Below are 24,245 nucleotides of genomic sequence, written 5' to 3'. Positions count from 1 at the left end.
GGTCCAAGAAACTCGCGCAGGCAGGGGACGATGGCGACCAACAAGAAGAAGATTTTCGTTACACAAACTTTGTCGCAAGGGGCCCGCGCCCTCCTCACCCAGCGGGACGATATCGAGCTCGTCGAGTTTCCGAACCTGATCTCGGCGAAGGACTTCGAAGCATTGCTGAAGAGCCATGCGCCGGTCCATGGCGTTGCGCTCGGCGCCACCGCCTTCGGTGAGACCGAGCTCGAGGCGTCCAAGGACATGAAAGTCGTCACCCGCATCGGTGTCGGCTACGACGCCGTCGACGTGCCCGCCCTCTCCCGCCGCAAGGTGCCGCTGATGGTCGCGGGCAGCGCCAACTCACCCTCGGTCGCCGAGCAGGCGCTGTTCATGATGCTGACGCTGGCCAAGCGCGCGCAAGAGTTGCACGCCTGCGTCAAGGACGGCAAATGGGCCGACCGGCTCGGCATGCTGCCATTCGATCTCTACGGCAAGACAGTGCTGATCATCGGCTTCGGCCGCATCGGCACGCGGACCGCCAAGCGGTGCCTGGCGATGGAAATGACCGTGCAGGTCTACGATCCCTACAAGCCGGCCGCCGAAATCAAGGCCGCCGGCTGCGAGCCCGTCGCCGACCTCGATGCCGCGCTGCCTCACGCCGATTTCGTCACCATCCACTGCCCGAAGACGCCGGAAACGATCGGCCTGTTCGATGCTGACAGGATCGGCCGGATGAAGCTGAAATCCTATCTCATCAACACCGCGCGCGGCGGCATCGTGAAGGAGGCCGCGCTGTACGACGCCCTGGTCTCCGGGAAGCTCGCCGGTGCCGGCATCGACGTGTTCGAGGTCGAGCCGCCGCCGGTGAGCAACGCGCTGTTCGCGCTGCCCAATGTCATCATCGCCCCGCACGTCGCCGGCGTCACGGTCGAGGCAGTGCTGCGCATGAGCGAACAGACCGCGCGCAATATCCTGAGCGTGCTGGACGGTGACCCCATCCGGCAGAACATCATCAATCAGGATGTGCTCGGCTGAACGAGCCGAAGGCGGGCGGGTAATCTGCCCGCCTCTGGATGGCCAGAATGCGTCCCATTTTGGTGCAGATCGAGCCCCAACTCAGCCTTAATCAAACGCGCGTAATAAGCCAGCCGCGGCGGCAGTGGGACAAACTGGCCGGCCGCGTCGAGCTGGAGGATGGACCTTGTCAGAGATCGACCCGACCGACCACGCGCTGGCGACCATCGCCAGCATCCTGGAGCGCCCCGAGCCCGTGCTGGTCATTCGCAAGACCGAAACCGAAATCGTGGTGGCCGGAGAGCGCGAGCACGTTGACGCCGACGAGCATCAGGTCGTGGACGAGTATCCGGCGCTCGAAGAACATTCGGCTCTCGACGAACATCCGGTCGTCGAAGAACAACCGCTGGTGCCCGAGCATACCGATGCCGACGGCTACAGCAAGGTAGGGCCCGGCCCCATGGTGGCGATCCGCCTGAAATGGGCGGTCCATCGTGGCGATGACGGCCAGTATTACGTCCACGAGACCATCGGCGAACAATCCGTGCCCGTGGTCAGCGGTCCCATGACGAGCGAGGCCGCGGTGCATTTCGTCGACGTCCAGGAGGACGAGGCGAACAAGCGCTTCGAGCAGCTGCGCAGCGAGATCGCCGGCCGCAGCTCGCTCGCCGATTATGAGCGCAAGGGCGAAGCCTGAGGCCGGTCGAATTCGACATCTCTCCCCGCTGGGGAAAGGTGCAATCGCGCTTCGCAACTACGTCCGTCCCAGATAATCCTTCTTCACGAGCTCGACGCCTGCGTGCCGCAGCAGGTCGTAGGCGGTCGTGACGTGAAAGAAGAACTGCGGGACACTGAAGCTCAGAAGCAGCGCTCGCCCGGTGAAGGGCAGTTCGGTCCCGTTCTTCAGCCTGAAGAAGACGTTCCGCTCCGCCGCCGCATCGATGTCCGCGCGCGGCAGGCTTTCGATGAAATCGATCGAGGTTGCGATCCGCGCCTGTAGCCCGGCCATGTCGTGCTCCAGCGCCGGCAGCGCCACCGGCTCGCGCTCCGCCAGCAAGGCCGGGGCGACCACCGCATGCCGGCAGGCCTCGCCGACCTGCTGCGCCAGATCGTACATGTTCGGAGCCAGCCGCATCCCGAGCAGAATCGCCGGATTGAACTTACGGGTCTCCGCATAGGCCACGCCCTTGTCGAGCAACCCCGACAGGTTGCGCAAATGCGGCACGAAGAGGCCGACAGAGGCCTCGTACATCGAGATCGTCACGTCGAAATTCCCTTCAATTCCATCTCGCCAGCGCCTGGCATCTGGTCTAAATCCACCCTCAAGAGCTGCACAATGACAGCTCGTGCAGGGGTGGAGAAGAGATGACCGTCCGAATGGCTGTTCGAATCCTGGCGGCATTGGCCGTGGTGCTGCTGGCGCATATTTCGGCTCACGCACAGCAGGCGCCCTCGCGCCTCGACGAGATCGTCAAGCGAGGCACCTTGCGGGTCGGCACGACCGGCGACTACAAGCCCTTTACCTATCTGGACAAGGCGACGCAGAAGTTCACCGGTTTCGACGTCGACATGGCCGAAGCACTCGGCAAGGCGCTCGGGGTCAAGGTCGAGTTCGTGCCCACCGCTTGGCCCAAGCTGATGAAGGATTTCGAGGCCGACCAGTTCGACGTCGCCATGGGCGGCGTCTCGGTCACGCTCGACCGGCAGAAGAAAGGCTTCTTCTCGACGCCGATCATGCGCGAGGGCAAGACGCCGATCGCTCGGTGCGCCGATGTCGGCAAGTACCAGAGTATCGCGGACATCGACAAGAAAGGCACCCGCGTCATCGTCAATCCCGGCGGCACCAACGAGCGCTTTGCGCGTGCCAACATCAGGGATGCCGACATCACCGTCTTCTCCGACAACACCGTGATCTTCGACGAGATCGCCAAGGGCAACGCCGATCTGATGATGACGGATGCCTCCGAGACGCGCTACCAGCAGAAGCAGCACCCCGGCGTGCTCTGCGCGGTGCATCCCGAAAAGCCGTTCGACTTCTCCGAGAAGGCCTATTGGCTCCAGCGCGACGTGGCGCTGAAAGCCTTCGTCGACCAGTGGCTGCACATTTCCATGGAAGACGGCAGCTACAAGAAGATCTACGCCGCCTGGTTCGACTAAGCTTTTTACGCGAAATCGGCGCCGATTCGCGCCAGGCAAAGCAGGTCACCTAAGACACCAGAACGCCGCTCCGATCACGCCGAACGGCGGTTCAGGCCGCGTCTTCCTGTCGCTAGTCCCCGTCAAACTTTGGACCGGCCCGCGGGGTCTATTGAACCGGAAACCGCAGGACGGCGACTCATACGGACGACAGTGATCTAGATCACTTTTTGCGATCAAGCCGGCGCGTATGCGTCGGTGCGGGGACCACCTGTTCAGGAGATGGAAATGAGGAAGCTGTTGGCCACGGCCGCATTCCTTTTGGCGAGCACCGCTGCGCAGGCGCAGTACACCTTCGAATATGGCGGGCGCACCATCCGCATCGACCCGGACCGCGGCACCGTGCAGATTCCCGGCGTGTACGACAACACCGGCCAGGGCAAAGCGAAGAAGGCCAAGAAGAACGAGCCGAACCAGGGCCAGCAGCAGGCGCCGCAGCAAGCCACGGTCGAGCCGCAAACGCCGGTTGCGCCTGCGGTCCCCGCCCCGACGACCGCCGCGCCGGCCGCCGCACCGGTGCCCGAGCCCGCCCCCGCGGCGGCAGCACCACCGCCGGCTCCGCCACCAGCCGCGACCGCCAGCAATGCGCCGGCCGAGACTGCCGTCTTGCCGCCGCCCGTGCCCCCTCCGGCCCCTGCGCCGGTCGGGCAGCAGGCAGCACCCGCCGCGCCTCCGCCGGCCCCGGCCGTGGCCGCCGCACCTCCGGTTGCGGCCCCGCCCCCACCGCCCGCGCCGGCTCGTCCCCCGGTTCAGGCCGCCGCCGTCGCGCCGCCAGCGCCTGCAGCCGCGCTCACGCGTGATCTCAATTCACCGCTCGGCGTCTGGCTGACCGAGGAGAAGGAAGGCAAGGTCCGCATCGAGCAATGCGGCAACAACCTTTGCGGCTATTCGGTCGACAGCAAATCGAACCAGAACGGCGAGCAGGTGCTGATCAACATGAAGCCCGGCAAGGACCAGAAATGGTCCGGCCGCATCCTCGATCCGAACTCCGGCTCGACCTACGATTCGACGATCGCGATGAAGGGCACCGACCGTCTGCGCGTGCAGGGCTGCGCCTTCGGCGGCATGTTCTGCGGCGGCCAGACCTGGACGCGCGTGAATTGAGTTCTGACCAGACGTCTCGACCGAGACAAGGGGGCCCGTGATCCGGGCCCCTTTGCTTTTGGTCGCAGCAATTATTGTGACGTGTGCAACCTCACACAGCCTCGTCGGCGCGTGACTGCCCTCACATCGCCGGTTCCGCACGCGTGCCACGATCCCCGCATGATCAACCCAAGGGGCGTGTCATGAACGGCTTTCGCAAAGGTCTCTTCGCCACCATTGTCGCCATCGCCTTCCCGCTGACGCCGGCAGGCGCGGCAACCTCCACTTTCGACGGTGCATGGAATGTCCGGATCTCGTCATCGAGCGAGACCTGCGGCAACGGTGCAACGGTCTCGATCGGCATCAGCAACGGCCAAATCGCCTCGAGCAACGCCGCGGTGTCGGCGTCGGGCCGCGTGGCGGATGCCGGCAGCATCAATGTCACCTTGAGCACCGGCATCAAGCGCGCCGTCGGCTTCGGCCGGCTCAGCGGCACCTCTGGCTTCGGCACATGGCGCGGTGCGCTGTGCACGGGCACGTGGACGGCGGAGAAGATGTAACTCTGCCGTGTCCCCGACAAGCAGCAGCGCGAAGCGTTGCTGCGCAGAGCCGGGACCCAGCTTTCTTGTGACCACATCCTCCGGGTCCCGGATCGGCGACGCATCGCCTTGGAGCGATGCGTCTTGTCCGGGACGAGAGGCTAGCCGACTGCCGCCCCGTAGTCCGCATCGCTCACCGGCTCGAGCCAGGTCGAGTAGACGCCGTCGAGCGCTTCCTGCATGGCGATGTGGCACATGCCGTTGGTCGGCGAGGCCCCGTGCCAGTGCAGTTCGCCCGGCGGGATCCAGACAGTGTCGCCGGGACGAATCTCCCTGACCGGGCCGCCCTTGGTCTGGACGCGGCCGACGCCGGAGATGACGTAAAGCGTCTGTCCGAGCGGATGGTGATGCCAATTGGTGCGCGCGCCCGGCTCGAACGCGACACGCGAGCAGTTCAGCCGCGCCGGCGCGGGAGCCATGATCACCGGGTCCTGCCATACCGTGCCGGTGAAGTTTTCCTTGGGCGCGCGGCGGGTCGGCCGCGTGCCTGCAACAGTGATCTCCATGGGTGTCCTCGCTTCCGTTACTTCTTGCTGGCGGCGTAACGCGCCTTGGTCTCGGCGTTCATGGGATAGAGGCCCGGCAGCACCGCGCCGTTGTTCACCTCGTTGACGATCCAGGCTTCCATGCGCTCCTGCTCGACGCCCTCGTTGAGCACGTGATCGAGCATCGCCTGCGGGATCAGCACGCAGCCGTCCTGGTCGGCGACCACGATGTCGTTTGGAAAAACGGCCACACCGCCGCAGCCGATCGGCTCGCCCCAGCCGACAAAGGTCAGGCCGGCCACGGAGGGCGGCGCGGCATAGCCGTCGCACCACACCGGAAGATTGGTGCCGAGCACGCCCTCGACGTCACGCACGACGCCGTCCGTGACGAGCGCGGTGACGCCGCGCTTCATCATGCGGGCACAGAGGATGTCGCCGAAGATGCCGGCATCGGTGATGCCCATGGCATCGACCACGGCAATGCAGCCCTCCGGCATCGCCTCGATCGCGGTGCGGGTCGAGATCGGCGACGACCATGATTCCGGCGTTGCCAAATCCTCGCGCGCCGGCACGAAGCGCAACGTGAAGGCCGGCCCCACCAGACGCGGCAGGCCCGGACGCAGCGGCCGTGCACCCCGCATCCACACATTGCGCAGGCCCTTCTTCAGCAGGACCGTGGTGATGGTGGCGGTGGTGATGCCGGCGAGGATCTTGCGGGCTTCGGGAGACAGCGACATGGACGGCAACGAGCTCCGGGGTGCGGGAAACAACGCGCGCATCTTGCGAGCCGCAGCCTTTGCGTCAAGGGCCATCAACGCAGGGCCGCTGGGCTGTTATGCGACGCGATAACAACGCTTTATCGCGTTCCCCTGCATTAATTTATTGGACTTGCGGGCGCATTTACGCGAAGCAGGGTCGAGGCGGAACTCAAGGTCGAGCGCCGCGCATTTCCTCAAGGCCCGATTTCGACAGCTCATGGCCGCGACGCTCCCCCCGCCCCGCCTTCTGCCCAGTGGCGACAGCGCCGTCACGGTCGAGTTCAGCCGCACCATCGACGACGATGCCAACCAGCGCGTGCTGGCGCTTGACAAGGCGCTTGCAGCAAACCCCATCGATGGCATCACCGAGACCGTGCCGACCTATCGCTCGCTGCTGGTGCATTACGATCCCGGCAAGATCGGTTTCGATGCGCTCGGCGAGAAGCTGCTCCCGATCGCCATTCAGCCGCCGCCGCCGGTGACCACGGCGCGCCGCTGGCGCATTCCCGTCGCCTATGGCGGCGAGCATGGCATCGACCTCGAGGATGTCGCCAAGGCGCTCAACACCACGCCGGACGACATCGTCGCCCGGCATGCGGGCGGCGACTACAAGGTTGCCATGATCGGCTTCACGCCCGGCTGGTCCTATCTCAGCGGCCTCGACAAATCCCTGCACATGTCGCGGCGGCAGTCACCGCGGCTGCTGACGCCCGCCGGTACGATCTCGATCGGCGGCGTTCAGGCCGGAATCCAGTGCCTGGCCGCCCCGAGCGGCTGGCATCTGCTCGGCCGCACGCCGGTCAGAACCTATCAGCTCCACCGCAATCCCACCTTCCTCACCGAACCCGGTGATCGCGTGACGTTTTTCGCCATCGACCACAAGGCGTTCGATGAGCTGGATCGTGCCGCGGAAGCCGGCGAGATCGTCGCCGAGCAGGTGGTCGCGTGAGCCGCCTCGTCGTCGCCAGCATCGGCCCGGCAAGCTCCGTGCAGGACGGCGGACGCCACGGCGCGCAGCGCTACGGCCTGACCGTCAGCGGCGCCATGGATCGGCTGTCGCTGGCAGCGGCGAATGCGTTGGTGGGCAACGAACCGTTCGCGGCCGCAGTCGAGATCGGCCCGTTCGGCGCAGCCTTCACCGCGCGTGACGGTGCGGTGCGCGTCGCGATCTCTGGTGCGCCGCGCAATGCGGACGTCGCCGGCAACCCGGTCGCGATGGATGCATCGGTGACCTTGAAGGACGGCGAGACGCTGACGCTGGGTTTTGCCCGCGGAGGTGCGTTCACCTATCTCGCGATCGAAGGCGCCATCAAGGGCGAGATGGTGTTCGGCAGCCTCGCGGTGAATGCCCGCGCCGGCCTGGGCAGCCCCTACCCGCGCCCGCTCCAGGCCGGCGACGAATTCAGCGTCGATGCCGCAAGCGGTGCGCCGGAGCTTCGGATCGAGCTGCCGAGGCCGGTGAGCGGCCCGATCCGAGTTCTGCTGGGTCCGCAGGACGACGAGTTCGACGACGCCAACAAGGCGCTGTTCCTGGATAGCGAGTGGAAGATCTCGGCGACCTCCGATCGCATGGGCTATCGGCTCGAAGGTCCCGCGATCAAGCATCTGCACGGTCACAACATCGTCTCCGACGGCACCGTCAATGGCAGCATCCAGGTGCCCGGCAACGGCGCGCCGATCGCGTTGATGATGGACCGCGGCACCTCAGGCGGCTATCCCAAGATCGCAACGGTGACCACGGCCGATGTCGGCCGTCTCGCCCAGACCTCGGCGGGAACCGCGTTCCGCTTCAAGGCGGTCAGCATGGCCCAGGCGCAGGACGAGGCCAGGAAGTTCGCGCAACTGGTCCGCAACCTGCCTGATCGCCTGCGCCCCGCCGACGGCGTCGCGCTCAACATCGAGGCGCTCAGCGACGCCAACGTCGCCGGCTATGCGGTGAGCGCCGTGGATGCCGGGACCTGGCAGGTGACGGCGGAGCCATAGGCGACACAACGACCGGAGAGCAACCATGAAGACGATCGATCTCAATTGCGACCTCGGCGAAGGTTTTGGCGCGTGGGAGATGGGCAACGACGCCGCCATGATCGAGCTCGCCAGCTCGGTCAATGTTGCCTGCGGCTTCCATGCCGGCGATCCCGACATTATGCGCCGGACGGTCGAGCTGGCGAAGGCGCGCGGCGTCTCGGTGGGCGCCCACCCCGGATATCGCGACCTGCACGGGTTCGGCCGACATCCGATCGCGGGCCTGAAGGCGTCCGAGATCGAGAACCTCGTCGCCTACCAGATCGGAGCGCTGCAGGCGATCGCGACCGCGGCCGGCCACAGAGTCACGCACGTGAAGGCGCATGGCGCTCTGTCGAACGTCGCCTGCGAGGACGACATGACGGCGAGGGCTATCGCCGCCGGCATCAAGGCGGTCGATCCCAGCCTGATCTTCGTCGTGCTCGCCAATTCGAAGCTGGTGAAGGCCGGCGAGGACGCCAACCTGCCGATGGTGCACGAGGTGTTCGCCGACCGCGCCTATGAGGACGACGGCAACCTCGTCTCGCGCAAGAAGCCTGGCGCGGTGCTGCATGATGCCAAGGCGATCGCCGATCGCGTGGTGCGCATGGTGCAGGACGGCGCGGTGGTCTCGGTGACCGGCAAGGTGATCAAGATGCGCACGGATACCGTGTGCATCCATGGCGACACGCATGGCGCGGTCGAGATCGCGCGAACCTTGCGTGAGGCGTTGAAGGATGCGGGGATCGAAGTCGCGCCGTTCAAGCGCGGCGCGTGATCAGAACGGGTGCACCGACAGCGTGCCGAACACGATGGCCGCGATGACCGCAAAGGCGCTGTAGAGACCAACGTGGTGCATGCTCGCCGCGGTCCGCCGCGAGAGCGAGCGCGCATAGAGGTGCAGCCTGGCTTCCGCCGATAGTTCGCGCATGGTCGATCTCCAACGCCCCATTTGCGGGATTATGAGGGATCAACCAGGGCGGGAGGCAAGATGCCGGAGGAAATAGCAATGCGCCTCCTCCGACGTGGCCGTCCCGCAGCGAGAAATTCTCTCCAGAGACAGGTTCCGAGAATCTTATTCGTTCAAATCCGAGTCAGTTGGAACCGGCCCGGATGACTAGTACACGTCCGCCTGGAAGCGGCCCGTCTTTTTCAGCTCCGCGACGAAGCTGACGGCCTCATCCGTCGAACGCGCGCCAAACTGCGCGACGATATCGACCAACGCGCGCTCGACATCCTTGGCCATACGCTTGGCATCGCCACAGATATAGAGATGCGCGCCTTCGGCGAGCCAGGTCCACAATTCGCGGCCGACCTCGCGCATGCGGTCCTGCACATAGAACTTCTTCTCGCCGTCGCGTGACCAGGCAAGCGACAAACGGGTCAACTGCCCCGAGGTCTTCATCGCGTTGAGCTCTTCCTGGTAGAAGAAGTCGCAATCGCTGCGCTGATGGCCAAAGAACAGCCAGTTCTTGCCGGGCGCGCCGGTCGCCTTGCGGTCGAGCAGGAAAGCGCGGAACGGCGCGATGCCGGTGCCGGGGCCGATCATGATGATCGGCGTCTTCGGATCCTGCGGCAGGCCGAAATTATGCGCCTTCTGCACATAGACCTTGAGCTTCTCGCCGTCGGCGATGCGCTCGCCCAGGAAGGTCGAGGCGACGCCGATCCGCTTGCGCTTGCCGATCACGTAGCGCACGGAATCGACCGTCAGCGACAGTTTTCCGGGCGTCGCATTGTGCGAGGACGAGATCGAATAGAGCCGCGGCTGCAGCGGCTCCAACGCCTCGACGAAGGCCTCCGGATGCGGCCGCGTGCCGGAAAATTTCTGCAGCGCCGCCATGACGTCGAGGGTGGCGGCATCACCGTCGGGATCCTCGCCCTGCGCCAGCGCCCGCGCTTTTTCGCGCTGCGCGCCGCCGGTGATGAAGGAGATCAATTCGAACAGGGTGTCTGGCGCGGGCGACAGGGAGACGTCGTCGATCAGCACTTCGCGCAACGTCTTGCCGTTGACTTTGGTGGTGTGGGAGGCGCCGAGCAGCGCGATGATCTGGTCGACCAGACCGATATCGTTGCGCGCGAATACGCCAAAGGAATCACCGACGACGTAGTCGAGCTTGCTCTCGGAGAGATCGAACTCGACGTGATAGGTTTCCTTCTCGGACTTGCCCTTGTTGAGCAGGCGGCGCGACAGGAAGGTCGCGGTCACGGGGTTGTCGCGCGAGCGGCCCGGCTCTGCGATCGTCACGGTCACGGCGGGCGCGGTCACCGTCTTGTCAGACGCCTTGGCCGCCGGGGCCTTGTCCAGCTCCTCGTACAGCGACTTCAGCATCCGCGCGGTTTCCTTGCCGCCGGGGACGCAGAGATTGAGCCGGGCTTCGCTTTTGCTCGCAATCGCCTCCGAATAATCGTGGCAATTGTAGCCGCACTGGCCGCAATCCTGCTGCGCCATCGCCGCCATCATCTTGCGGCGCACGGGACGGCCCTCGGCGAGCTTCATCCGGTCGGCGATCGGCATGGTCTGATCGTGCCACGGGGCCTCGCCGTCGTCGCCGTCACCGGCTTGCATGACGGCGGCGCCCTGCTCCGCCGACAACGGCGTTGCCACCTCAGGTGACAACAGCCCGGCAAAGAAGCCGTTCAGCCAGGAGCGCTGCGCATCGGAGAACGGTGCGCTGGCGGGAATGATATCGAGCTTCGGCGGAGGGGTGATCTGGTTCATGCGGACACCTGTGCATCGGCAAGCTTGCGCAGCGTCTCGCCGTCATGGCGGCGCGCAAACGACAGGAAGGTTTCGTCTGGAGACGAGCGATTAGCGATATAGGCCTTGAGCAAGCCTTCGACCGTCTTGGGCGCGTCCTCAGCCTTGAGGTCGTGGTAGACCTCCTGCCCGACATCGGCGTCGGGCCCGAACCCGCCGCCGGTGAAGAGGTGATAGCCCTCCACGGTGTCCTCGTCGTTGACGGGCACGCGCGCGCCGATCAGGCCGATGTCGCTGATGTAATGCTGCGCGCAGGAATGGTGGCAACCGGTGACGTGGATGTTGACCGGCTTGTCCATGGCGACGCGCGGCTCGCACCAGTCGGCGATCTCGGCCGCGTTTCGCTTGGTGTTGGACGCTGCGAAACGGCAACCCGCATTGCCGGTGCAGGCAATCAGGCCGGCGCGGATGTGCGAGGCCTCGACCGCGAGCCCGATCTGCTTGATCGCGGCAATGGCGAGCTCGACGTTCTCGTCGCGCACCCCTGATATCAGCAGATTTTGCCAGACGGTCAGGCGGATCTCGCCGTCGCCGAGGTCGCCTGAGACCTTGGCGAGGCCGCGCATCTGATCGCAGGTGAGCTTGCCGAGCGGCAGCGACACGCCGATCCAGTTGAGGCCGTCCTGCTTCTGCTTGTGCACGCCGACATGCGCCATGCGGTCCGCGGCAGGCCGCGGCGCGAAAGCTTCCTCCGGCACGCGCGTGAATGGCGTTTTCAGCCGCTCCTCGACCAGCTTCAGGAAGCCGTCATGGCCCATGGCGTCGAGCACATATTTCAGCCGCGCCTTGTTGCGGTTGGTGCGATCGCCGTGGTCGATGAACACGCGCACGATGGCATCGGCGACGGCGGTCGCGTGCTTTGGCTTGACGATGATCCCGGAGTATTTCGCAAAGTCCTTGTGACCGGTGATGCCGCCGAGACCGAGGCGGAACCAGACCCCGGGTTCGACGCCGAACCCGTCCCTCACCTCGTAGGCCGTGAAGGCGATGTCGTTGGTCTCTTCCAGCACCGCGATCCTGCCGGCACCGTCGAAGGCGACGTTGAACTTGCGCGGCAGGCCGTAGAGCGAGCGATCGTTGAGGATGTGGTAGTGCCATTCGCGCGTATAGGACCGCGTGTCGATGATCTCCTGCGGGTCGATGCCGGCGGTGGGCGTCCCCGTGACGTTGCGGATGTTGTCGGCGCCGGAGCCGCGCGAGCAGAGGCCGAGCTCCTGGATGCCCTCGAGCAGCTTCACGGCATCTTTCGGCGGGATCTCGCGCAACTGGAGATTGGCGCGCGTCGTGACGTGGCTGTACGGGCCGCACAGCTCGTCGGCGAGATCGGCAAGGCCCGACAGCTGCCAATGCTTCATGATGCCGTTCGGAATCCGCAGGCGGCTCATGTAGGAATCCTGCGTCGGCGCGACATAGAAGATGCCGTAATAACGCCAGCGGAAATTGTCGGCCGGACTCGGCGGCGTGTTGTCCTGCGCCTGCTGGCGCAGCCGCGGATAGGCATCGAAGGGATGCTCGTCGCGCTTGATCTTCTCCTGGTCGGCAAGCTTCTTGCCCGACGCGATCACCTTGTCCTGCGCCTTGATGTGCACGGCGTCGGGACCGACAGGCTCGGCGTTCGCCTTGCCGGCACCGCCGCCGAGGCCGCGACCGACCCGGCTGATCTGCAGGCCCGTCGTAAAACCTTCGAGATAGCGTTTCTGCTCGTCGGTAAAGTCGACTGAGAGCGTATCGATTTTCATGGTCGGTAACGAAGCTCCTGCGGCCACCTGGGTGGCATCGACGGATGTTGGCGCGACCCGCGAGGTACTGGGCTGGCCTCAAAGAGCCCGGCTTCGTTACCCAACGGTCCAATCAGCTTCGTTGCTGTGGGACTTGGCTCAGCAGGCACCTGTGCCAAGCTAGCCGCACTGCAACATTCAAGTTGCGTGCCAGCTTGGCAAAAATGGAAAATACCAATAATTCAGATGGTTAGGCACTAGCCGGGATATCTGCGCCGGCGAGCTTTCACGAAATTCGGGCAGCGAGAGCAACCTTTAGGCAATGGATCCAGTTGCCTAAAGAACATGCGAGCCCGACTCAGGCCTTCCAGCGCCCGACCTCGAAGGCCTCGAGATGCCCCCGGATGTTGTCGGGATCGAAGACGGGGCCGGCGAACGCCCCGAATGCTGCGGGAGGCTGCTCGGGCGGCCGGCGGCCGAGGGCCGCATCGTAGAGGTCGGACCTGAACACGGCCATCGCCGTCTTGACGCCCTCCGGGCTGAGCGTCGTCTGCCCCCAACGTACCATCTGCGCATAGAGCCAGGCGGCCTGGACCGGATCGGGGCGTCCTGCCTCTTCGCGTCCAACCAGCAGGTAGCGGCCGCTTTCACGGAAGGTGCCATCCGGGGAAATCTTCAGGCGTCCCGTCAGGGTGCGCTGGATGACTTCGGCATCGACACCGATCCGCTCGGGCTGCGCCAGAATGCGTGCCGCCTCGGTCCGGTTCTCGGGATCCTCAATGAACGCTGCGGCTTTCACTGCCGCACGCACCAGTGCTGCGACCGTGTCGGGGTTCTTCTCGGCCCAGACCTGGCGAACAGCCAAAACCTTCTCCGCCGCACGCACCAGGATGTCGGAGACGAAATGCAGGATGTGGCCGATGCCGAGATCGACCGCGACCGAATTCCAGGGCGCGCCGACGCAGAACGCATCGACATGGCCGCTCTTGAGGCTGTCGACCATGTAGGGCGGCGGCAGCACCACAAGGCGCACGTCTTCGTCGGGATCGACGCCGCCTGCCGCCATCCAGAACCGCAATTGGTAATTGTGGGTCGAGAATGGAAAGGTCATGCCGAAGGTCAGCGGCTCGGCCCCGGCCTTGCGGCGCTTGGCAACCACTTTCGCGAGCGCTTTCGCCGTCACCATCGGATCGAAACGGTCGCCGTCGATCTCCTCCATCAGCGCGGCATGCAGCGCCGGCGACACCGTGATCGCGTTGCCGTTGATGCCGAGATTGAAGGGCGCGGCGATCGGCACCTTGACGTGACCGAGCCCGAGCGAGGACGCGATCGCCACCGGCGCGAGCAGATGCGCGGCGTCGAACAGGCCGATATTGAGCTTGTCGCGGACGTTCGACCACGAGACTTCGCGCACCAGCTCGATGTCGAGCCCTTCGGCGGCGGCAAATCCCTTGTCGACCGCGACGATCAGCGCGGCGGCATCGACCAGCGGAATGAACCCGATGCGAAGGGGGACGGTCATTTCAGCATCTCCGACGCGGTGATGATCGACTGCGCGATCTCGCCGATTTTCTTCTTCTCGCGCATCGCGGTCGAGCGCAGCAGCACATAGGCCTCATCCTCTGTCAGGCCCTTCACCTTCATCAGGATGCCCTTGGCGCGTTCGATGACCTTGCGGTCCTCGAGCTGTGACTTGGTGCGCTCGAGCTCCTCCTGGAGCTTGGCAAAGGCGTTAAAGCGGGACACGCAGAGGTCGAGGATCGGCTTGATGCGCTCCTTCTTCAGGCCGTCCACGATGTAGGCCGAGACCCCCGCCTCGACCGAGGCCTGGATCGAAGCGGAATCGCTCTGGTCGACGAACATCGCGATCGGCCGTTTCACGGCGCGGCTGACCTGGAACATCGCCTCCAGCACGTCGCGGCTGGGGTTTTCCAGATCGATCAGGATGATCTCGGGGTCGACCGCATAAATACGGGCGAGCAGGCTCTGCATCTCGCTGATGTGCACGACTTGCGTGAATCCAGCTTCCCGCAACCCCTCCTGCAGGATCGCAGCCCGGATCGGGCTTTCGTCGACGATCACGATTTTGGGGGACTGTTCGGCGCTCATGGCTCACTCACCGCAGGTGATTCATCCATAGCACGCCGGATCGCCCTGCAAAGGGTTGTAATTATGGGCAATTGGGACTAGCTCAGGCCTGTCAATCAGGCAGATTTGGATATGGATCAGACGGCTGCGCCCAAGGTCAGCTTCGTGTCGCTCGGATGTCCCAAGGCATTGGTGGATTCCGAGCGCATCATCACGCGCCTGCGCGCCGAGGGCTATGAGCTGGCCCGCAAGCATGACGGGGCCGACATCGTCATCGTCAACACCTGCGGCTTCCTCGACAGCGCAAAACAGGAATCGCTGTCGGCGATCGGCGAGGCCATGGCCGAGAACGGCAAGGTGATCGTCACAGGTTGCATGGGCGCCGAACCCGAGCAGATCGAGCAGGCCTATCCCGGCGTGCTCTCCATCACCGGCCCGCAACAATATGAGAGCGTGCTCGACGCCGTGCACCGCGCGCTGCCGCCGGCACACAATCCACACGTGGACCTGGTGCCGCCGCAGGGCATCAAGCTGACACCGCGCCACTACGCCTACTTGAAGATCTCCGAGGGCTGCAACAACCGCTGCACCTTCTGCATCATCCCGAAACTGCGCGGCGATCTGGTCTCGCGCCCGGCCAATGACGTGCTGCGCGAGGCCGAGCGCCTGGTCGGTGCGGGCGTCAAGGAGCTCCTCGTGATCTCACAGGACACCTCGGCCTATGGCGTCGATCTCAAATATGCCGAGAGCCCGTGGAAGGACCGCCAGGTCCGCGCCAGATTCCTCGACCTCGCGCGTGAGCTCGGCGAACTCGGCGCCTGGGTCCGGCTGCAATACGTCTACCCCTACCCGCATGTCGACGAGGTCATCGCGCTGATGAACGAGGGCAAGGTGCTGCCCTATCTCGACATCCCGTTCCAGCATGCGAGCCCCGAGGTGTTGAAGGCGATGAAGCGCCCGGCGGCGCAGGACAAGACGCTGGCGCGCATCAAGCGCTGGCGCGAGGAATGTCCTGATCTCGCCCTACGCTCGACCTTCATCGTCGGCTTCCCCGGCGAGACCGACGCCGACTTCGCCTACCTGCTCGACTGGCTGGATGAAGCCGAGATCGATCGGCTCGGCTGCTTCAAATACGAGCCGGTTGCGGGCGCGACGGCAAACACGATCGCAAATCCCGTGCCGGAAGAGGTCAAGCAGGAGCGCTACAACGCGCTGATGGCGCGACAGCAGAAGATCTCCGCGCGCCGGCTGAAGCGCAAGGTCGGCACCCGCCAGCAGATCATCATCGACGAGGTCGGTCCGACGGTGGCCAAGGGCCGCTCCAAGGCCGACGCACCGGAAATCGACGGCGCGGTGTACCTGACGAGCCGCCGTCCCTTGCGCGTCGGCGAGATCATCACCGCCAAGATCGAGCGCGCCGACCAGTACGATCTGCACGGCAGCGTCGCGGGGTTCTGACGGTCACGGCATCATGTGCCGTTGCCCGACGCCTGCTGTGCATCATGCGCGGCGAACACCTCCTTGGCTGCGAACAGCCCGTTCAGCGCCGCCGGGAAGCCCGCGTAGACGGCCATCTGCATGATGACCTCCACGATCTCGTCGCGAGACAGCCCGACGTTCAGCCCTGCCTCGATATGCACTTTGAGCTGAGGCGCGGCATTTCCTAGCGCTGTCAGCGCGGCGATCGTCGCGATCTCACGTTCGCGCAGGCCAAGGCCCGGGCGACAGTAGATGTCGCCGAAGGGAAACTCGATCACGTATCGTGCGAAGTCCGGCGCGATGTCGGCAAGCGAAGCAATGACTTTCTCGCCGGCACTACCGTCAATGCGTGACAGGGCCCGCTGGCCGCGATCGAAGCGGCTTTCGGCTTGTGTTTGGGCGTGCATCATTTTCCTTCGTCCTCTGTTCGCCGCCGGCGTAGCCGGCGATCTTGGCATCAAGGACGAGCAGGCATTCCTGGAGTTCGGCAATCTGCGTGCGAACCTGTTCCCGGTGGACTTCCAGCATCTGCCGCCGGGCTGGCCCGGTGGCGTCGCCGTCGTCACGAAGCGCCGCGTAACGCAACATGTCGCGAATCGGCATTCCCGTGGTCTTGAGCCGACCGAGGAATTCGATCCATCTGAGGATCGATGCGTCAAAATCACGTTGACCGGAGCGATCCCGGTCAGCGTATGGCAGCAGCCCGATGCGCTCGTAGTAGCGCAGCGTATGGGTCGACAAGCCGGTTCGTTTTGCGAGGTCGCCGATCTTCATATGTGCCCGTCCTCAAACTGACGCACGTACAGATACCCCTTCGAGCGCGCTCTAAGTCAAGAGGGGTACGTCTTGGCTCGCCCAAGCAAGAGCTCCAGCGCACTGCCGGCGCGACAGCGGAATCCGGGACGTCAGGAGGTCGTCAGCCATTTCGGCACCCAGCGCTGCGGGCGCGGGGCGCGGGCGAGATCGGCCTGCGCTTCGGACAATGCCGCCGGCTCGCCGTCGATGGTCGGGCGCACATCGTACTCGAAGTTCGGCATGACGCGGCCGTCGGCGTAGAGCCCGAAATTCATCGCGTACCACAGGCCGAGTTCGGGCTGGGCGCGGCACATCTCCTCGCGCAAGTCGCGCAGCAGGGATTCGATCGAGGCGGCTTCCTCGAACGGTTGTGGTCCCTGCGCGAGCACACGTGCCTGATATTGCTTGCCGACGATCGCGATCTCGAAGCTCGTTCGGTCCCAGGGCTTCTTGCCCTTGGGCAGATGGGCGGCCAGCCGCCAACCAAGCTCGGCCATCAGGCGATGATTGGCCCAATACTCTTCGCGGTCCCGGCTCCACTTCTCCATGAACCCGCGGAAGTCGGGCAGCTCCGACGCATTGCGGTCGGCCGTCGCCGACTCGCCGAGTGGCCGCCCGGCCAGCCATCGCGCGAGTTCGACGGTCTGCGGCTCGACCTCGTCATGCGGCTTGAGATCGCTCCACGCCTTGTCGAATTGCTGCGACGTCAGCTTCGCCAGCAACCCGTCGAGGCTAGGCGCCAGCAGCTCGTAGTCGCCCTCGGAGCCCAGCCCCACGATCGGCGGATTGTCACGGTCGAGACCGGCACCATACCAGCCGCCGACGGCCGAGCCGTCCGGCAGTCGCATGAACAGCGAGAAGCTGTTGCGCAGGGGACTGCCGTCGGTGATCGGCGCGTGATCCGAGAACTGGCCCTGCAGCGAGAAGCAGCCGACGCTGCCCCATGCGCGCCCCTCCAGCCAGGAGGCAAAGTCGACGAGCAACGGCGGCGCCTCGATGCCCGGCGGAAATGCGCCGCGAATGCTGTCAAGGTCAATGGGATAAGGCGTATCGGGCAAGGCTGAAAACTGTCCGGTTGGTCCCGTCCCTCTTGGTCTGATCCGAGTTGCGTCCGGTTCGAACCAAGCCGCGTCGTTCGATCACAAACGCGCCAGCGGCGCGATGGTTTCCATGACGCGAGACCGAAGACGCGCCGCAACGTGACCCTATAGTGCATTCACGCAGAGGTCACCGACTCGTCCTAGTCCTGCCGCGCCTTCAACGCGAGCGAGGATCTCATGAGCCGCCTTTCGGACATGCTGCGCACGCAGCGCTTCGATGATTACCGATTCTACCACCAGAGCACCGCCAACCAGACATTGCATCTGATCAGTGCCGTGATCTTCCTTGGCTGTTACGCGCTGCTCTTCGCAAATCCCGCGCTCGCCGGCATCGTCGGCTGGCTGGCTATGCTGACGCGGCAGACCGGGCATTTCTTCTTCGAGCCGAACGGCTACGACGCCGTCAACGACGTCAGCAACGATTACAAGGAGGCGGTGAAGGTCGGCTACAACCAGACCCGCAAGATCGTCCTGCTGCTGGTGTGGGGCAGCGCGCCGATTATGCTGTACGCGTTCCCTGCCCTGTTCGGGCTGTTCGATCCACCCGCCAGGCGGCTTGATTTCGTCCGTCATGTCGGCGCGCTCTGGCTCGCGATCGGCATCGGCGGCGGTCTCATTCGCATGATCCAGCTGTGCGCCACCCGCGACGTCACGACCGGCCTCGTCTGGGCGTTCAAGGTGCTGACCGACCCCTTCCACAACATCGCGCTGTACTGGACTTCGCCGCTCAAGCTGATGCGCGGCGAATTGATCGACAGCGCGATTGCGGACGCGGATTGGGGCGACGGGGATACCGAGCAAGCTACCCACCTGACCTGACCGATGCACGCCAGGCGGGTGTTCGGCAAAACGCCCGCTTGACAAGGCCCGGCATTCGCATGTATTGCCGCGCCCCATGATCAACCGGACCAACCAGCGCACCAACATGCTCCGCCGTCGCTCCCGCGACGATGAGAGGGTGCGCCATGTCCGACGACGCCGCTGAACCACTGAATTCAGCCGAGTTTTCGAGAAGGCCGCACCCGCAAGGTGCGGCCTTTCTGCTTTTTGCGCCCATTTCCACCCGCCTCCAGAGGAGTACGACATGACCACGCATCCGTATGACGCGCTGATGGACATCACCGCTCGGCCGAAGGCCGTGTTCGTCCGCGGCGCGGGCTCCTACCTCTGGGACGACAGCCGTAAGCGCTATCTCGATTTCGTGCAGGGATGGGCCGTGAACTGCCTCGGCCACTCCCCGTCCGTCATCGCGGAAGCTGTTGCCGCGCAAGCCAACCGGCTGCTGACGCCGAGTCCGGCTTTCTACAACGAACCAAGCCTGAAGCTGGCGCAAGCGTTGGTCGACAACAGCGCGTTCGACCAGGTGTTCTTTGCCAATTCCGGCGCCGAGGCCAACGAAGGCGCGATCAAGCTCGCGCGGAAGTACGGCAGCCTCCACAAGGGCGGCGCGTTCGAGATCATCAGCTTCGAAGGCGGCTTCCACGGCCGAACGCTCGCGACGATGTCGGCGTCGGGCAAGAAGGCGTTCGAGCCGCTGTTCGAGCCGAAGGTCGCGGGCTTCAAGAAGGCGAAGCTGAACGACATCGCCTCGGTCGAGAAGCTGATCAACGACAACACCGTCGCGGTGATGCTCGAACCGATCCAGGGTGAGTCAGGCGTGTGGCCTGCGACCGATCAATTCCTGCAGGAACTGCGCGCGCTCACCGAGGCGCACGGCCTGCTGCTGATCTTCGACGAGATCCAGACCGGCATGGGACGGACCGGAAAACTCTTCCACTACGAGCACACCGGGATTGCGCCCGACATCATGACACTCGGCAAGGGCATTGGCGGCGGCGTACCGCTCGCCGCCCTGCTCGCGACCGAACGCGCCTCCTGCTTCGAACACGGCGACCAGGGCGGCACGTTCAACGGCAACCCGCTGATGTGCGCGGCGGGGCTCGTCGTGCTCGAGGAGGTCAGCAAGCCCGACTTCCTCAAACAGGTCGCCGAGACCGGCCTGTTGCTCGAAAGCGAGTTGCAGAAGGTCTCGGCGCGGCATGGCCTCGGAGGCGTGCGGGGACGCGGGCTGCTGCTCGCGCTCGACCTCAAGCTGCCGATCGCACCCGGCATCGTCGCGCAGGCGTTCGAGGCGGGTGTCCTGCTGAACGCGCCCCAGCTCGACACGCTCCGCTTCATGCCGGCGCTGAACGTCACGCGGGCGGAGATCGCCGAGATGATCGATTGTCTCGATGGGATTTTGACGAAAGCGGGAGCCGCACGTCGGGTGGCGTAGAAGCCGTCTTGTGCCGAGGACGCAGCGCAGCGCCCCTCGGCGGTGCGCTGCAGAGCCCCGGGGCCCATCTCTCCTCGACGAAGCCGTAGCTGGTCCCGGCTCTGCGCCGCAGCGCTTCACGCTGCAGCGCGTCCGGGAGCCGCGAGGCGAGGACCTACGGCTTCAGGATCGACGCGCCCGTGGTCTTGCGGCTTTCGAGATCGATATGGGCCTTGGCGGCGTCCTTGAGCGCGTAGGCGTGATTGATCGGCACGTGCAGCTTGCCATTGATGACGGCGGCGAACAGCGTGTCGGCGCCTTCCAAGAGTTCCTTGCGCGTCCCGACATAGTCATTGAGCTTCGGCCGCGTCGCAAACAGCGAGCCGTGATTGTTGAGCTCGGCGATCGAGAACGGCGGCACCGGACCTGAGGCGTTGCCGAAGGAGACGAACATGCCGCGCGGCTTCAGGCACGACAGCGAGCCCGGGAAGGTCGCCTTGCCGACGCCGTCATAGACGACGTCGCAGCCCTCGTTGCGGCTGATCTGCTTGACGCGTGCGACGAAATCCTCCTCGTTGTAGAGGATGACGTGATCGCAGCCGTTGGCTTCGGCAAGCTCGGCCTTCTCGCGCGAGCCGACCGTGCCGATGACGTGGGCCCCGAGCGCCCTCGCCCATTGGCAGGCTAAAAGGCCGATGCCGCCGGCAGCAGCGTGGATCAGCACGCGGTGATGCGGCTCGACCTTGAAGGTCTTGTGCAGGAGATACCAGACCGTCAGCCCCTTCAGCATCAGCACGGCGCCCTGCTCGTGCGTGATGTGGTCGGGCAGCTTGACCAGCTTCTCCCAGGGAATGTTGCGCTCGGCGGTGTAGGCGCCGAGATTGTGGTAGTAGGCAACGCGGTCGCCGGGGTGGAAGTTGGTGACACCCGGCCCGACCGCGACGACCTCGCCCGAGGCCTCGTTGCCGACGGTGAAAGGCAGCCCCGGCGCCTTGTAGAGACCGGTGCGGTAATAGACGTCGATGAAATTCAGGCCGACCGCATGCTGGCGGATGCGCACCTCGCCGGGGCCGGGCGCCGGGACATCGACGCTCTCATAGACCAAGGCCTCGGGGCCTCCGACCTTGTGCACACGGATGGCTTTGGTCATTGCCTGGGCTCCTCAAGTCTTGTTGCCGGTTTTCCGTTGGTTGCGCCTGGCCAGAACGTTGAAGAATTCCACCGCCGCCGAGAACGCAATTGCGAAATAGATGTAGCCGCGCGGAATGTGGAATTTCAATCCATCGGCCACCAGCGCGACGCCGATCAGCACTAGGAAGGCCAGTGCCAGCATCTTGGTGGTCGGATGCTCGGCAACGAACCGCGCCACGGGTCCGGACGAGACGTACATGACGGCGCAGGCAATCACAACGGCGGCGATCATAATCTCGATCTCCTCCGCCATGCCGATCGCGGTGATGATCGAGTCCAGCGAGAACACCAGGTCGATGACAATGATCTGGGCGATCACCAGCAAGAAAGCGTTGCGGCCGGAGGCGTGATCTTCCTTTGCATCGGGCGGCTCGACCGCGGCGTGAATCTCGTGAGTCGCCTTCGCGATCAGGAACAAGCCGCCGCCGATCAGGATGATGTCGCGCCAAGAGAAATCGAACCCGCCGAGCGAGAAGACGGGCGCAGTCAGGCCGGTCAGCCAGAACAGAAGACTGAGCAGAATGAGGCGGAAGATCAGCGCGAGCGCCAGCCCGATCTGGCGGGCCCGGTTGGCCTGATGTGCCGGCAGACGCGCGACCAGTACCGACAGGAAGATGATGTTGTCGATGCCGAGCACGATCTCGAGCGCGGTCAAGGTGAGCAGCGCGGCCCAGGCTTCAGGACTTGTCAGGAGGTGCATCATGCGAAAGATCTTGCCAGACGTATCAGTGCGTCGCTGAAGCTGATCCAGAGCGCGATCGCACAGAGTGCGAGGGTGACGCCGGCGCCGACGCGGAAATCCATCTCCAGCACGTAGAGGCCGAGCAGCGCCCATACCGCAATCAGCGACATCGTCAGCCAGCGCAGCCGCACGACGCGGACCGGATGCAGCACGTGGAACGGCACGAAGGTCAGCACGACGAGCGCGGCCACCAGCAGCGTCGACCACAGCGGCGGCCAGTGCAGCAGGAACAGATAGAACGCCGCCGCATTCCACAGCGCCGGGAAGCCGCGGAAATGGTTATCGTCCGCCTTCATGCGCAGATCGGCGAAATATAGTGCGCTGGTGACGATGATGGCGACGCCGAGCAAGGGCGCCGCGACCGGCAGCAGCAGGCCGCTGGCGACGATCGCGTAGGCCGGCACGAAGACATAGGTGACGAAGTCGACCACGAGATCGAGCACGTCGCCCGACCAGTTCGGCTGCACGTTCTTGACGTCGAGCCGGCGCGCAATCGGCCCGTCGATCGCATCGATGATCAGGGCCACGCCCAGCCATTGAAACATCGCCGCCCAGTGCTCGCGCACGGCCTCCAGCATCGCCAATAGCGCGATCGCAGCGCCGAATGCGGTGAAGATGTGCACCGAGAAGGCTGCGGCGCGGATCGCCGGTTTCGGCTTCAGAGAATCCTGCTGGGTATCCATGGCTTCTGCTATCAGAATGGGGCCGGTTTGCACATAAGCCACTGCGACGCTCCGTCGCGCAACTCGTCATAAATCCATGGAAAAATAGGTGGGCTTGAATTTGCCGTGGAGCATGTCAATTGTTGTTCCATGACAGACGCATCGACACTCCATGACGCGGCCGTGATCGGCGGCGGACCGGCGGGACTTGCTGCGGCGATCGCGCTGGCGCAGGCGGGCGCCCGGACCGTTCTGGTGGCGCGGCGCGTCCCCTATGCCGATAACCGCACGACTGCACTGCTCGGCGCCTCCATTGAGTTGCTGGAGACGCTCGACGTCTGGTCCCGCTGCAGGGACAGGGCCGCCGGGCTCGAGGTCATGCGCCTCGTCGACGACACCGGCCGGCTGTTCCGCAGCCCCGAGGTCCGCTTCTCCAGTCACGAAATCGGGCTCGACGCCTTCGGCTACAACATCGACAATCGCTCGCTGATGCTTGCGCTGGAAGAGCGTGCGGCTGAATTACCCAATCTCAACCGCATCGACGACGAGGCCGAAAGCGTCGTCATCGAAGCCGACGACGTCGCTATCCGCACGGCGTCCGGACAGTTTCTTATCGCGCGCCTCGTGGTAGGCGCCGACGGCCGGCATTCGCTGTGCCGGGACGCCGCCGGCATCGAAGTGACGCGGCGCGAGCTGACGCAGACCGCGCTGACGTTCAACGTCGGTCACACGCGGCCGCATCGCAACATCTCGACCGAGTTCCACACGCCGCACGGTCCCTGCGTGTTCGTGCCCCTGCCCGGCGACCGCTCCAGCGTCGTCTGGGTCTCGGCGCCTGCCGAGGCGGAACGGCTCCGTGGCCTCAACGACGCCGAACTGTCGGCCGCGATCGAGAAGCAGTCCCATTCGATCCTGGGACGCATGACGGTCGAGCCCGGCCGCAACCTTTTCCCGCTGGCGATCGAACGTCCGAAATCCTACGGTCGCGACCGCATCGCTCTGGTCGGCGAAGCCGCCCATGTGGTCCCGCCGATCGGCGCCCAGGGCCTCAATCTCGGCCTGCGTGATGCCGCCGATATCGCACGGCTCGCGGGCGAGGCCATTGGCGCCGGAGAGGATCCGGGCGCGGACGAGGTGCTCAGGCGCTACGACCGCGCACGTCGCCCGGACATCCTGAGCCGGACCTTTGCGATCGATATCGCCAACCGCTCGCTGCTGAACGATTTCCTGCCGCTGCAGCCGGTCCGCGCCGTCGGCATGCACCTGCTCGGCGCCATCGGCCCGCTCCGGCGTTTTGCGATGCGCGAAGGCCTGACGCCGACCTGGCGAAGGTAGAG

General features: G+C 65.0%; 26 protein-coding genes. 12 read left to right on the top strand and 14 right to left on the bottom strand.

The annotated features are described in order from the left end of the window. Positions 1-30: 30 nt before the first annotated feature. Together JQ580_RS04515 and JQ580_RS04510 are read left to right on the top strand one after the other, a co-directional pair. Positions 31-1,020 carry a hydroxyacid dehydrogenase gene (locus JQ580_RS04515; protein ID WP_212278493.1) on the top strand — a complete coding sequence of 330 codons (990 nt, stop codon included), beginning with the start codon at positions 31-33 and terminating at the stop codon, positions 1,018-1,020. A 166-nt stretch (positions 1,021-1,186) separates the two neighbouring features. Next, the gene (locus tag JQ580_RS04510; protein ID WP_212278492.1) at positions 1,187-1,696 is read left to right on the top strand and encodes a hypothetical protein; all 510 of its coding nucleotides are present in this window, start codon (positions 1,187-1,189) and stop codon (positions 1,694-1,696) included. Between the two features lie 57 nt (positions 1,697-1,753). On the opposite strand, the gene JQ580_RS04505 is transcribed toward JQ580_RS04510, so the two are convergent. Further along, the gene (locus JQ580_RS04505; RefSeq protein WP_212279196.1) at positions 1,754-2,251 is read right to left on the bottom strand and encodes a DUF1993 domain-containing protein; all 498 of its coding nucleotides are present in this window, start codon (positions 2,249-2,251) and stop codon (positions 1,754-1,756) included. A 125-nt stretch (positions 2,252-2,376) separates the two neighbouring features. Here JQ580_RS04505 and JQ580_RS04500 point away from each other — a divergent pair, with 125 nt between their 5' ends. The 3 genes from JQ580_RS04500 to JQ580_RS04490 all read left to right on the top strand — a co-directional run bounded on the left by JQ580_RS04500 (position 2,377) and on the right by JQ580_RS04490 (position 4,838). After that, a complete protein-coding gene (locus JQ580_RS04500; RefSeq protein ID WP_212278491.1) occupies positions 2,377-3,156 on the top strand; it encodes a transporter substrate-binding domain-containing protein in 780 nt (259 codons plus the stop codon). Between the two features lie 267 nt (positions 3,157-3,423). Continuing rightward, on the top strand, positions 3,424-4,299 hold the full coding sequence (locus JQ580_RS04495; RefSeq protein WP_212278490.1) for a DUF2147 domain-containing protein: 876 nt from the start codon (positions 3,424-3,426) through the stop codon (positions 4,297-4,299). 182 nt (positions 4,300-4,481) lie between these two features. Continuing rightward, positions 4,482-4,838, top strand: coding sequence for a hypothetical protein (locus JQ580_RS04490; protein ID WP_212278489.1), 357 nt, complete (start codon positions 4,482-4,484; stop codon positions 4,836-4,838). A 140-nt stretch (positions 4,839-4,978) separates the two neighbouring features. On the opposite strand, the gene JQ580_RS04485 is transcribed toward JQ580_RS04490, so the two are convergent. Further along, entirely contained in the window at positions 4,979-5,383 is a 405-nt protein-coding gene (locus JQ580_RS04485) for a (R)-mandelonitrile lyase (protein ID WP_106950622.1), read from the bottom strand. Positions 5,384-5,400: 17 nt separating this feature from the next. Beyond that, a complete protein-coding gene (locus JQ580_RS04480) occupies positions 5,401-6,099 on the bottom strand; it encodes a ribonuclease activity regulator RraA (protein ID WP_028144577.1) in 699 nt (232 codons plus the stop codon). Positions 6,100-6,337: 238 nt separating this feature from the next. Between JQ580_RS04480 and pxpB the strand changes: the two genes are divergently transcribed. Genes pxpB through JQ580_RS04465 form a run of 3 tightly spaced genes read left to right on the top strand, consistent with a single transcriptional unit; the run spans position 6,338 to position 8,899 of the window. After that, positions 6,338-7,069 (top strand): 5-oxoprolinase subunit PxpB, encoded by a 732-nt coding sequence (gene pxpB / locus JQ580_RS04475; protein ID WP_212278488.1) that lies wholly within the window; start codon positions 6,338-6,340, stop codon positions 7,067-7,069. Beyond that, a complete protein-coding gene (locus tag JQ580_RS04470; protein ID WP_212278487.1) occupies positions 7,066-8,103 on the top strand; it encodes a 5-oxoprolinase subunit C family protein in 1,038 nt (345 codons plus the stop codon). Before pxpB ends, JQ580_RS04470 begins: the two co-directional genes overlap by 4 nt. A gap of 25 nt (positions 8,104-8,128) precedes the next feature. Next, positions 8,129-8,899 carry a LamB/YcsF family protein gene (locus tag JQ580_RS04465; protein WP_212278486.1) on the top strand — a complete coding sequence of 257 codons (771 nt, stop codon included), beginning with the start codon at positions 8,129-8,131 and terminating at the stop codon, positions 8,897-8,899. Here JQ580_RS04465 and JQ580_RS04460 read toward each other — a convergent pair whose 3' ends face one another. The 5 genes from JQ580_RS04460 to JQ580_RS04440 all read right to left on the bottom strand — a co-directional run bounded on the left by JQ580_RS04460 (position 8,900) and on the right by JQ580_RS04440 (position 14,706). Continuing rightward, on the bottom strand, positions 8,900-9,052 hold the full coding sequence (locus JQ580_RS04460; RefSeq protein WP_212278485.1) for a hypothetical protein: 153 nt from the start codon (positions 9,050-9,052) through the stop codon (positions 8,900-8,902). Positions 9,053-9,238: 186 nt separating this feature from the next. Next, on the bottom strand, positions 9,239-10,840 hold the full coding sequence (locus JQ580_RS04455; RefSeq protein ID WP_212278484.1) for a sulfite reductase subunit alpha: 1,602 nt from the start codon (positions 10,838-10,840) through the stop codon (positions 9,239-9,241). Then, a complete protein-coding gene (locus JQ580_RS04450) occupies positions 10,837-12,618 on the bottom strand; it encodes a NirA family protein (RefSeq protein WP_212278483.1) in 1,782 nt (593 codons plus the stop codon). The genes JQ580_RS04455 and JQ580_RS04450 overlap by 4 nt, the downstream gene beginning before the upstream one ends. A gap of 337 nt (positions 12,619-12,955) precedes the next feature. Further along, positions 12,956-14,119, bottom strand: coding sequence for a CmpA/NrtA family ABC transporter substrate-binding protein (locus JQ580_RS04445; RefSeq protein WP_212278482.1), 1,164 nt, complete (start codon positions 14,117-14,119; stop codon positions 12,956-12,958). Beyond that, positions 14,116-14,706 (bottom strand): ANTAR domain-containing response regulator, encoded by a 591-nt coding sequence (locus JQ580_RS04440; protein ID WP_212278481.1) that lies wholly within the window; start codon positions 14,704-14,706, stop codon positions 14,116-14,118. The genes JQ580_RS04445 and JQ580_RS04440 overlap by 4 nt, the downstream gene beginning before the upstream one ends. Before the next feature lie 111 nt (positions 14,707-14,817). Here JQ580_RS04440 and rimO point away from each other — a divergent pair, with 111 nt between their 5' ends. Continuing rightward, a complete protein-coding gene (gene rimO, locus JQ580_RS04435; RefSeq protein ID WP_212278480.1) occupies positions 14,818-16,143 on the top strand; it encodes a 30S ribosomal protein S12 methylthiotransferase RimO in 1,326 nt (441 codons plus the stop codon). 11 nt (positions 16,144-16,154) lie between these two features. Here rimO and JQ580_RS04430 read toward each other — a convergent pair whose 3' ends face one another. The 3 genes from JQ580_RS04430 to JQ580_RS04420 form a co-directional block, all read right to left on the bottom strand. Then, the gene (locus tag JQ580_RS04430) at positions 16,155-16,574 is read right to left on the bottom strand and encodes a carboxymuconolactone decarboxylase family protein (RefSeq protein WP_212278479.1); all 420 of its coding nucleotides are present in this window, start codon (positions 16,572-16,574) and stop codon (positions 16,155-16,157) included. Further along, positions 16,507-16,938, bottom strand: a complete 432-nt coding sequence (locus JQ580_RS04425; RefSeq protein ID WP_212278478.1) for a MerR family transcriptional regulator — start codon at positions 16,936-16,938, stop codon at positions 16,507-16,509. The genes JQ580_RS04430 and JQ580_RS04425 overlap by 68 nt, the downstream gene beginning before the upstream one ends. A gap of 131 nt (positions 16,939-17,069) precedes the next feature. After that, entirely contained in the window at positions 17,070-18,017 is a 948-nt protein-coding gene (locus JQ580_RS04420; protein WP_212278477.1) for a hypothetical protein, read from the bottom strand. A gap of 219 nt (positions 18,018-18,236) precedes the next feature. Between JQ580_RS04420 and JQ580_RS04415 the strand changes: the two genes are divergently transcribed. Then, complete coding sequence (locus JQ580_RS04415; RefSeq protein ID WP_212278476.1) at positions 18,237-18,878, top strand: DUF962 domain-containing protein; 642 nt, start codon at positions 18,237-18,239, stop codon at positions 18,876-18,878. A gap of 265 nt (positions 18,879-19,143) precedes the next feature. Next, complete coding sequence (locus tag JQ580_RS04410) at positions 19,144-20,334, top strand: acetylornithine transaminase (RefSeq protein WP_212278475.1); 1,191 nt, start codon at positions 19,144-19,146, stop codon at positions 20,332-20,334. A gap of 154 nt (positions 20,335-20,488) precedes the next feature. Here the strand turns inward: JQ580_RS04410 and JQ580_RS04405 are convergent, their stop codons facing one another. Genes JQ580_RS04405 through pcsA form a run of 3 tightly spaced genes read right to left on the bottom strand, consistent with a single transcriptional unit; the run spans position 20,489 to position 22,929 of the window. After that, a complete protein-coding gene (locus JQ580_RS04405) occupies positions 20,489-21,463 on the bottom strand; it encodes a quinone oxidoreductase family protein (RefSeq protein WP_212278474.1) in 975 nt (324 codons plus the stop codon). 12 nt (positions 21,464-21,475) lie between these two features. Continuing rightward, the gene (locus JQ580_RS04400; protein WP_212278473.1) at positions 21,476-22,207 is read right to left on the bottom strand and encodes a TerC family protein; all 732 of its coding nucleotides are present in this window, start codon (positions 22,205-22,207) and stop codon (positions 21,476-21,478) included. Then, positions 22,204-22,929, bottom strand: a complete 726-nt coding sequence (gene pcsA / locus JQ580_RS04395; protein WP_249133919.1) for a phosphatidylcholine synthase — start codon at positions 22,927-22,929, stop codon at positions 22,204-22,206. Before pcsA ends, JQ580_RS04400 begins: the two co-directional genes overlap by 4 nt. Before the next feature lie 129 nt (positions 22,930-23,058). On the opposite strand from pcsA, the gene JQ580_RS04390 reads away from it, so the two are divergent. Further along, the gene (locus JQ580_RS04390) at positions 23,059-24,243 is read left to right on the top strand and encodes a UbiH/UbiF family hydroxylase (RefSeq protein WP_212278471.1); all 1,185 of its coding nucleotides are present in this window, start codon (positions 23,059-23,061) and stop codon (positions 24,241-24,243) included. The last annotated feature ends 2 nt before the right edge of the window (positions 24,244-24,245 follow it).

It is taken from the genome of Bradyrhizobium sp. SZCCT0148 (assembly GCF_018129985.1).
Taxonomy (GTDB): Bacteria; Pseudomonadota; Alphaproteobacteria; order Rhizobiales; family Xanthobacteraceae; genus Bradyrhizobium; species Bradyrhizobium japonicum_H.
This window is presented reverse-complemented; position numbering and strand designations above follow the sequence as displayed.